Annotated in this window: 4 protein-coding genes and 2 pseudogenes; 3 read left to right on the plus strand and 3 right to left on the minus strand. The window is 63.9% G+C overall.

Going from position 1 to position 5474, the window contains the following annotated elements:
• From ACLQI9_RS16365 to ACLQI9_RS16375, 3 genes and pseudogenes are all read left to right on the plus strand, one after another.
• Nucleotides 1–760: pseudogene (locus ACLQI9_RS16365) on the plus strand (MCE family protein); the annotation flags it as partial.
• Nucleotides 757–2076, plus strand: a complete 1320-nt coding sequence (locus ACLQI9_RS16370) for an MCE family protein (protein WP_442391930.1) — start codon at nucleotides 757–759, stop codon at nucleotides 2074–2076. The pseudogene ACLQI9_RS16365 and the gene ACLQI9_RS16370, both read left to right, overlap by 4 nt.
• On the plus strand, nucleotides 2077–3810 hold the full coding sequence (locus tag ACLQI9_RS16375) for an MCE family protein (RefSeq protein ID WP_442379054.1): 1734 nt from the start codon (nucleotides 2077–2079) through the stop codon (nucleotides 3808–3810). It abuts the gene before it with no gap.
• 16 nt (nucleotides 3811–3826) lie between these two features.
• Here the strand turns inward: ACLQI9_RS16375 and ACLQI9_RS16380 are convergent, their stop codons facing one another.
• The 3 genes and pseudogenes from ACLQI9_RS16380 to ACLQI9_RS16390 all read right to left on the minus strand — a co-directional run.
• Nucleotides 3827–4354 carry a hypothetical protein gene (locus ACLQI9_RS16380; protein WP_442379060.1) on the minus strand — a complete coding sequence of 176 codons (528 nt, stop codon included), beginning with the start codon at nucleotides 4352–4354 and terminating at the stop codon, nucleotides 3827–3829.
• A 134-nt stretch (nucleotides 4355–4488) separates the two neighbouring features.
• Nucleotides 4489–5130, minus strand: coding sequence for a hypothetical protein (locus tag ACLQI9_RS16385; protein WP_442379056.1), 642 nt, complete (start codon nucleotides 5128–5130; stop codon nucleotides 4489–4491).
• Nucleotides 5127–5474: pseudogene (locus ACLQI9_RS16390) on the minus strand (hypothetical protein); the annotation flags it as partial. The pseudogene ACLQI9_RS16390 and the gene ACLQI9_RS16385, both read right to left, overlap by 4 nt.

Consider the following 5474-nt stretch of genomic DNA (forward strand, 5'->3'; position numbering starts at 1 on the left):
CGTCCAGATCGTGCAGTTCAACGACCGGCTGGCCACCCTCACCAGCGTGGTCAACGACAGCAAATCCGACCTAGACGCGGCGCTAACCGATCTGTCGACGGCGGTTGGTGAAGTGCAGCGATTCATCGCCGAAACCCGCGACCAGACAAGTGAACAGATTGCCCGATTGGGCGATGCCATCCAGCCCATCGTCGACCAGCACATGGCTCTGGAGAACATCTTGCACGGCGCGCCGAACGCGCTCGGCAACTTCTTCGACGACTACAACGCCGACACCGGAACTATCGTGGGCGGGTTCGGGATCGTGGACTTCGCGAATCCCACGCAGACGGGTGCGATCATTTCCCCCGCGGGGCTGCCGGTGCCCGGCTGCGGGATGACCGAAGCCATCGAGAACGTCACCGCGACCGAATCGGGCAAGCTGTGCGCGCTGTTCATCGGTCCCGGGTTGCGGCTGCTGAACTACAATAGTTCGCCGTTCCCAATCAATCCATTCATTCAGAAGTCGATGGACCCGGCCAACGTGGTCTACAGCGAACCGCGCCTGGCACCCGGCGGCGAGGGTCCGAAGCCTGGACCGCCCGAGATCCCGCCCGCGGTGTCGGCGTACACGGGGCTGCCGGGTGATCCCGTTCCGGCCGGCCTCCCTCCGTCAGTACCGTTTGGCCGGATACCGGGCGCGGCGATGCCACTGCCGCCGCCGCCGTCGACGCCAGCGCCCCCGCCACCCCTGCTGCCAGCGGAAGGGACACACCCATGATGGGCCGACTGCCGGTCCGCCGGGTACTTGCCATCGGCTCCTGCGTGGTGCTGACCGCCACCGGGTGCGCCTTCCACGGCCTCAACTCGCTACCGTTGCCCGGCGCGGTGGGGCGCGGAGCGGGCGCCGACACCTATCACGTCGAGCTCGCGAACGTCCTGACGATGGAGTCGAATTCGCCGGTGATGATGGACGACGTCGTGGTCGGCAGCGTGGGCCCGATGACGGTGAAAGACTGGCACGCCGACGTCGAGATCTCGGTGAAGCGCGGTGTCGTCATCCCGGCCAACGTGGTGGCCAGCGTCGGCCAGACCAGCCTGCTGGGATCCATGCATGTGGAGCTCAACCCGCCGCTTGGCCAACCCGGTACCGGACGGCTGCGCCCGGGCGCCACCATCCCGCTGAATCGGTCGTCGACCTATCCCTCGACGGAGCAAACCCTGTCGTCGCTGGCGCTCGTCGTCAACGGTGGGGGGCTGGGGCAGATCGGAGAGATCATCCACAATTTCAGCGCCGCGCTGTCCGGGCGTGAGGGCGCTGTTCGCGATTTGCTTAATCGGTTCGACACTTTCGTGGGGACACTGGACCAGCAGCGGGACAACATCGTTACGTCGATCCAGGCGTTGAACCGGCTTGCCGAGACATTCGCAAGACAGCGCGACGTTCTCACCGAGGCGCTGCGCAAGGTACCGCCCGCGCTCGAGGTATTTATCAAGGAGCGGCCCCGCTTGACCGCCGCTTTGGATCACCTGCGGGTGTTCAGCAACACCGCCACCGGGCTGATCAACGACACTCAGGCCGACTTGGTCAAGAATCTGAAAAACCTGGAGCCGACAATCCGCGCGCTCGCCGACGTCGGACCGGGGCTTGACGCGGCGCTCGCGTACGCGACGGTTTTCCCGTTCACCCAGAACTTCGTCGACCGAGCCGTTCGAGGCGACTACTTCAACCTGCATTTCCAGTTCGACATCACGATTCCCAAGCTCAAGAGTGCACTGTTTCTTGGGACCCACTGGGGACAACTAGGGGAAGAATTGGTACCCGCGCCCGGGGAACCGTATTACCTGAATTACACATATGATCCATTGCGCCCCGGCCCTGCACAGGCGCCTGGTCCCGTGGCGCCGCCGCTACCCGGCCCGCCGCAACCGCCGCAGCAGTCTCTCCAATTCAGCGCTCCGCTACCGGGACCCGCGGCTCCGCCCCCGGGGTTTGGTCCCCTACCGGGGCCCGCGGCGGCGCCGCCAGCCCCGGTGCCGGCCGGGCCGAATCCTGCTCCGCCACCGGGGATCCCGCCGGCGGGAGGGGGCGGATAGATGCTGACGCGTTTCGTCCGGATTCAGCTGGCGATTTTCGCGATCGTCGGGATCATCGGGATCATCGCGATGGTCCTCTTCTACATTCAAGCGCCGACCCTGCTCGGCATCGGCCGGATGACTGTCACACTCGAGCTGCCGGCCACCGGTGGCCTGTACCGGTTCTCCAACGTGACCTACCGCGGAGTGCAGGTCGGCAAGGTCACCGCGGTGGCGCTCACCGCGAACGGCGCCAAAGCAACGCTGTCGCTTGGCACCTCACCCAAGATCCCGGCGAACCTGCACGCGGATGTGCTGAGCGTCTCCGCGGTGGGCGAACAGTACGTGGACTTGCGGCCACGAACCGATTCGGCGCCGTATCTGCGCAACGGGTCGGTTATTGCCATGCGTGACACCACGATTCCGCAAGCGGTCGGACCGCTGCTCGACCAGGTGAACGCGTTGATCCAAAGCCTTCCCAAAGACAAAATCGGCCAATTGCTCGACGAGTCGTTCCAAGCCTTCAACGGGGCAGGATACGATCTGGGATCGTTGTCCGACTCGACCTCGCGAATCTCCGCCGACGCCAACAGCGTCGTCGACCGCACGCGAACCCTCACCGAAGACACTGGGCCGCTGCTGGACTCGCAGGCGAAGACCGCCGACTCCGTTCGCACCTGGGCGCGTAGCCTAGCCGGGATTTCCGACGTGGTGGCGACCGACGATTCCCGGGTTCGCACAGTGCTGCAAAACGGTCCCGGCGCCGCGGACGAGGCATCGCGGCTCTTCGAGCAAATCAAACCGACGCTCCCGGTGCTGCTTGCCAACCTCACCACCATCGGGCAGATCGGCGTCACCTACCACCCCTCGCTGGAGCAGCTGCTGGTGCTGCTGCCGCCGTCCGATGCCTACATACAAACGGCAGCCTCGTTCAACCATCCCGACGGTTGGTCCAAGGGCGACTTCGCATTCACGGTCGACGATCCGCCCATTTGCACGGTCGGCTTCTTGCCGCCCAGCCAATGGCGATCCCCGTCCGACCTCAATGACATCGACACGCCGGACGGGTTGTACTGCAAACTGCCCCAGGATTCACCGCTTGCGGTTCGCGGTGCCCGCAACTATCCCTGCATGGGACACCCCGGAAAGCGCGCGCCCACCGTCGAAATCTGCAACAGCGACAAGCCATACATGCCGCTGGCAATGCGCCAGCATGTCCTGGGCCCTTCCCCGCTGGATCCAAACCTGCTCGCTCAGGGCATACCACCCGACGACCGGGTTACCTTCAACAAACGGATTTTCGGCCCGGTCGAGGGAACGCCGCTGCCACTAGGGGCCGTCCCGCGGGGAACACCCGCCGGGCCGCGAGGAGCGAATCCACCACCGGGCACGCTGGGCGCAGCTGCACCGCCGGCGCCGTCGTCGCTCTCGGCCAACATGTCGACGCAGGCCGCGGACTTTCCGCCGATAGCGCCACTCGACGTCCCCGCGCAGGGCGCGGCTGCCCCGGCGCCGGCCGTGGCGCCCTCACCGCCGGTGGGTCCGCCACCACCCGACAGGGTCAATGGTACACAGCCGCAGGCGCATCCAAGCTCGTTCGGGCCCAAGGCATCTCGACCCGCGCCGTCGGTCGTGGTTGCCCCGTACGATCCGCGCACCGGTCGTTATGTCGCTCCGGACGGGAAGTTGTACCAGCAGTCGGATCTGGCAACCTCGACCGCGCCCAAGAAGTGGCAGGACCTATTTCCGACTTAAAGGTCCTACTGGCTAGTCAGCCAATCTTGTCCAGCCGCAGCGGCAGTTCGATACCAAGCCACTGGTTTTGCCCGCAGGCGCCGCTCGGGCCGATCGTCTTGTCCTTCCCGGCCAGTACCGGCGACCCGATTTTGAATTCACCACTACCCTCGGGATCAACTGGATAGAAATAGTAGGTCTGCTGCCCGGTGAACGCGGTGCCGTCTTGGCAGCGCTCCCAATTCGGCACATCATGTTTGACGTACCACATGAGCCCGTCGAACATATATATTGGCGCGCTCCATCCCTGGTCGCTCGTCAGCGTGCCGCTGCATTCCTGAAAATTGGTGCACGTCGAGCTGATCTTCCATGTGCTGACAACCGTCGGCTCGTAGTTGTACTGATCATTGAGCTTGGCCCAATTGCCGTTTGACGTGGCGCGGTACGTCCCGTTGATCGCGACGTCTTCCTTTGTTGTTGCTCGAGCCGTGGATGCCGGACCAAAAATGCTGAATACGTTGGCAGCCAACAGTATCGCGGTGGTGATCGTTCCAGCTGAACGCATCGTGTGCTCCTCGACGGGCATTAATCGACGGTGCCCATGCGATTTCTCAACACCGGTAGCGGCGTTCTCGTGCGATGAGAATAACACCGGCGCTACCGGTCGGATAGCGGTTCGAACCAAAGACAGATACGCGGTCATCCGTACGGATCCAACTTCGAGATCAGCCAGGAACCGTTCGCCTTCGTGAGCGTTATTCGCACGCTGCTCGGGGTCGTCAGTGGTTGTGGCTTGCCCTTTTCGGTGGTGGTCTCGTTGAGGAACGCCAGCACGACGGCGGTGTCCGGGTGCAGTTCCGACACGGCCGCCCGAACCACCGAGGCCGTCTGGGTGATGTGCTTTTGCTGCACCATCGGCGTGACGATCTCATTGGTGAATTTGTCGTAGTAGGCGAGAAACTCTCCGGTGAGATGTGACTTCGCGTCAGCGAAGTCACGAGCCATGCTGTCCGACGAGTACGAGAGCGACGCTACAGCACCGTCTGAAGCCGCCCGGATCGCCCGCTGAGCGGCGGCGTCATCGATCTGTCGATCCGGACGGTACTGAAAAAAGAACAAACCGGCAGCAAGCCCCAACATGGCAACGACCAGTGCGGCCACAAGAATTGGACGCCAGTGCGCCCGACACCGGCCGGTCAGCCGGCTGATCGCGACCCTTGTACTGGGACGCGCGTCGCCGGGGGAACGAACCGAAGGAGCCTCCGTGCTGTCAGACGGCGACTCCGGGCCCTCAAGTGCGGTCTCTGCATCGTCGCGTGTCGACCCTGGCTCGGAAGTCATTGCACGAAATCGACTTTCGACATCTTGAGCTGCCCGCCGTCCCGATCGATATTGACACTGAGTCGCCAGAAGACCGGTGGCCGTTTCGACTTGTCGGGATTGGTGGTGTCGGATTTTGCGACCACCAGGACGACTGCCGAATTGTCGGTCATCGACTCCACTGCGACGTCTTCCGCGGTGGCCTTGGTGGTGACCTTCGCATCCTGTGCACTTTTAACCATGTAGGTTGACGTCGCTTCCAGCTGGCTCTCCAGCGGGCCCGTCGTCACGTCGAGGGTGCGCTGCACATTCTCCTTAGCGTGGTCGGGGTCAATCGACATCATCGTCTCGACCCCGCGCCGCGC

It is taken from the genome of Mycobacterium sp. (assembly GCF_052143115.1).
GTDB lineage: Bacteria > Actinomycetota > Actinomycetes > Mycobacteriales > Mycobacteriaceae > Mycobacterium.